This is a genomic window from Capnocytophaga periodontitidis (assembly GCF_016126015.1).
Lineage (GTDB): Bacteria > Bacteroidota > Bacteroidia > Flavobacteriales > Flavobacteriaceae > Capnocytophaga > Capnocytophaga periodontitidis.
The window spans coordinates 1-3,748 of sequence record NZ_JAEFDB010000028.1 but is presented as its reverse complement, the minus strand read 5'-3'; the positions used below and the strand labels follow the sequence as shown (position 1 = coordinate 3,748).

The following is a 3,748-nucleotide window of genomic DNA, read 5'->3' as shown; positions in this document are numbered from 1 at the left end:
CAAAAGAGCAATTTTCATTGCATTCTATAGATATAGAATCGCAGTAACAAATCTTATAAATTCCATTGAATTTCACAAGAGAATTTTTGCTATAATCCGTATGAGGGTCGTAGCAATAGAAAAAGTTCTTACTTACTCTTTTAGGAATATAATCGGCACAAGAGACAAGCAGTACGCAAGCAATTAATATTTTAAATATCTTTACCATAATGAATAAGGATTGTAAGTTCTGTATTACACTAAAAAATATTAAGCTTACCAATCAGGTTCCCAGCCTTCTAAAAGTTCTTTAGGAACATTCCTTTTTATAAAAATATTACCATAGAAATTATGATGTCTTATATCTATAGAATCATTATATATAAAACCTTTTTTTCTACTAATATGCAAGGTAGCATTACCAATAGTTGAGATTTTAGTTTTAATTTTATTACCTTCAATATAGTAATACCCCATTTTGGCTTTTTGAGGATTAAAAAAACACCGTTGCAGATTTAAGGTATCTTGTTTAGATATTACAAAAAGACCTAATTTACCTTTACTATAGAATTTTAAATAACTTATGTAAGGATAAGAGTCGTTTTCTTTTTTTGTAAAATCGTTTATTTTCTTTTCTAAACTATTGCAAAAATAGTAGCTATCCAATTTATACAATGCCATCGTATCTATTTTGCTATAATCAGTATTTTCAGGTAAAGGTCTTATTTTTCGTCTTGGTAAGCCATATTCACTTGTCTTTCCTATATACCAACAAGCAGTAGTAGAAAGAAATAAAATTAATAATAGGATGATTTTTCTTACCATAATGTAAAAGAATTATAAGTTCTGTACTGAAAACTTTCTATTTCCATTCAACTAATTTCCTTGGGATTTTATTATATATTTTATCAATGGGGTAAACTTTAAAGTTATATGTTTTAGGAATCTTATATATTGTATCTTTTTTAGTTTGGTAATCTTTAAAATAGAAAAAATCAATCGTTGTAGAATCTATTACAATACCTTTTTCCTCTACTAAAAAATAGTCACCGAAACAATTATAAAACCACTTTACAACTATAGTATCATTTTGAATATGATATTTTCCCCAATTCCAAATATGATAATTTCTATTACTTTGTTTATCAGTTTCTTCTAAAAACTCATTTATATTTTTATCTAACATATATTCTGAGGCTTTAACAGCACATTCCTTCTCTATTAAATCACCACAGTAATCTCCAAAACCATTTTTGACAACATAGGTATATCCATTATCTAAAAAGAGTTGCATATTGATATATACACCTTTTTGTCGCATATATTCTTTATCAAGATTGTAAACATGATAATAATATCCATTTGTTCTTAATTTTCTTTCGTTGGGTGTATCACTAAATACAAAAGATTTTTTATTATAAATAACACTACACGCACACAGACAAAAAAATAAAAATACAGAAATAATAATTTTCACCATAATGTGTAAGAATTTCTTGTTTGATATTGATAAAACCCATTCCAACTTGTATCTAACATTCTGAAGCCAGGTTGTGGAGATATAATTTTGTGTGCAAACCAGTTTTGAACAGCATCTCGTATGTGCTCAGAGTTTGTACCTACTCTCCAACCTCCATAACCAATAGTTAATGCTCCTAATCTATACATATCTGCTTCCTTATTTTTCCAAATGCCTAATCCTTTTCTTCCTGATGAAAAATCTACTAAGTTAGGATCTTTTATTGCCTGCTTAAAAGGCTTTCCACTTTCATCTGTCCCTGATTTTCCTGTAAATAAATTTGTTTGCAAAGAAAACTTTCCTATTTCAATACTTGCAGCGGCAGTACGGTACATATCAGTATTATTGCTTAAAATCTTACCTAATTTATTGAAAGGAGCTCCATCATTCTCATACATTAGCTTAAAATCGCCACTTCTAAATCCTATTATCCCTGTTCTTTGTGAAAAATCACCTGACCAAGCATTAGTACCTAAACTAACTCCGGTAGTACCATCATCCCAAGAGGCCATTATAGAATTGCGTACTTCTATAGCATTTTTGCCAAACCCATAATAATTATTATATGCCATTATTCCCACTCCTGCTGAAAAGCCCCAATTACCATCGTTATAACCTACTGCAAAATTTGCCCCCATACCCGAAGCGTTGCCAAAAGCTACAGCTAAAGATAGGCTTATATTCCAATCTCCTATAGGAAAATTGACACTTGGTAACATCGAAGATACTGCTCCTGTAGCTATACCATTGGCAATAGATTCAGTCGTCAGCACTGCTGTTGATCCTAAAGCTCCCGTAATAGCACCTCCTACAGCACCTCCTAAAACTGACAGTCCAAAACTTCCCCAAGACCAAGAATCGTTAATAGCAGCACTTACGGCATAACTTGAAGCACCTATAATAGCACCAATAACAACCGCTGCCCATACAAACTCTCCATTAGGATCAGTATAGAGTAGCGGGTTATTCAAGCAGTACCCATACCTATTAAAGTTCTGGGTATTAAACGGGTCTTGTACATAGTTATCGGGTTGTAAAAAGCGATGTAAGGCTGGGTCGTACAAACGAGCATTCATATTGATAAGCCCTACGGTTTGCAGGTGTTCGTGTCCTGTAAAACCACGGTCTAATAGGGTAAGTTTGTCTAAGGTATTGCCTGCGCCGTCTTCTACTTTTATGGGTTGTCCCCAAGGGTCAAAGTGTCTGCGCTCGGCTATATTACCATTCTCATCGGTGAGCATTACAATACTTCCGAGATAGTCGCGGTGTAGGTAATAGAGTTTTTGCGTTTCTCCGTCCGAAATGAGTATTGCAGGAGCACTATACGGGTCGCCACCGAGGTAAAATAGAAAGTCAATACTTCCTTTTGTTTTATCCTCTTTGATTTCTACACTGCCATCGGCACTGTAATGCTTATGAATAGGACGTTTCTCTTTTTCGGCTTCCGCATTGCCATAAAAGCTATGGGCACGATTGCCAAAGGCATTGTATAAGTAGGTGATACGCTCTTTGTCTTTTATGTAAATCTGCTCAGGGTTTTTGAGCATATTGTAGCGTATCACAGGCATTGGGGCGTCTTTATAAAAGGCTTCGCCAGCGTCATTTAGCTGTAACTTCTCTTGGTCGTAGCCCTTAGAGGGGTATTTATAAGTGCCCAAAAGACTGTTTTCAGTAATACGCCCGCGCTCGTCGTAGCTATGGGTCTGCGGTGGGGTATTGGCATCGCCCCAAGCCATAAGCCTATCTAAGTTGTCGTAAGTAAAATCCTCTTGCTTACCCCAAAAACTGTATTGACGGCTGTCTAACAGTCCTTTTTGAAGGTTAAACTGCCACGTAAGGGCTCCAATTGCCTTGTCCTCACTTTGCAAGAGTTGACTTACAGGAAAGCCTTTGTCGTAGGTATAGGTCTCTTTTACATTGCCTTTATGACTTATGAGGGGTTGTCCATAAGGGTTTTCACTACTGAGTTTCCAAAGAGTTACACCCTTGTCGTCCTTCATTTCCACGAGTTCACCATTTTGATAGCGGTATTGCACCACAGCACTCGCGCGTTTGCCTGCTGCCTCTGCGGTGGTCATTTCCTTTTGTACCCGACCGAAAAGGTCATAAGTATAGGCTTTGGTATACTTTGCCCAAGGGTTAGTCTCGCTGCTGGTAAGTAGCTGGCGGTTGTGGTCATAAGTATAGGTGTAATGATCTCTATTGCCGTCCTGGTTCTCATTGTCTATTTGGGTCAAGAGTTTTTCGGCA

3 protein-coding genes and 1 pseudogene are annotated in these 3,748 nt (G+C 35.8%); all 4 read right to left on the bottom strand.

The window, feature by feature from the left end; all coding sequences use genetic code 11:
* Positions 1-208, bottom strand: a pseudogene (locus tag I7X29_RS15575) (hypothetical protein); the annotation flags it as partial.
* 47 nt (positions 209-255) lie between these two features.
* Positions 256-804 (bottom strand): hypothetical protein, encoded by a 549-nt coding sequence (locus I7X29_RS15105; RefSeq protein ID WP_225883794.1) that lies wholly within the window; start codon positions 802-804, stop codon positions 256-258.
* A 37-nt stretch (positions 805-841) separates the two neighbouring features.
* Positions 842-1,459 carry a hypothetical protein gene (locus I7X29_RS15100; RefSeq protein ID WP_198467634.1) on the bottom strand — a complete coding sequence of 206 codons (618 nt, stop codon included), beginning with the start codon at positions 1,457-1,459 and terminating at the stop codon, positions 842-844.
* Positions 1,453-3,748, bottom strand: a 2,296-nt coding sequence (locus tag I7X29_RS15570; RefSeq protein WP_262895913.1) for a polymorphic toxin type 23 domain-containing protein, incomplete at its 5' end; no start/stop codon positions are given. The genes I7X29_RS15100 and I7X29_RS15570, both read right to left, overlap by 7 nt.

Bases quoted from the DNA above. Each gene is read 5' to 3' on its own strand.
- I7X29_RS15100 (WP_198467634.1), bottom strand. From the start codon at position 1,459: ATGGTGAAAATTATTATTTCTGTATTTTTATTTTTTTGTCTGTGTGCG.
- I7X29_RS15105 (WP_225883794.1), bottom strand. From the start codon at position 804: ATGGTAAGAAAAATCATCCTATTATTAATTTTATTTCTTTCTACTACT.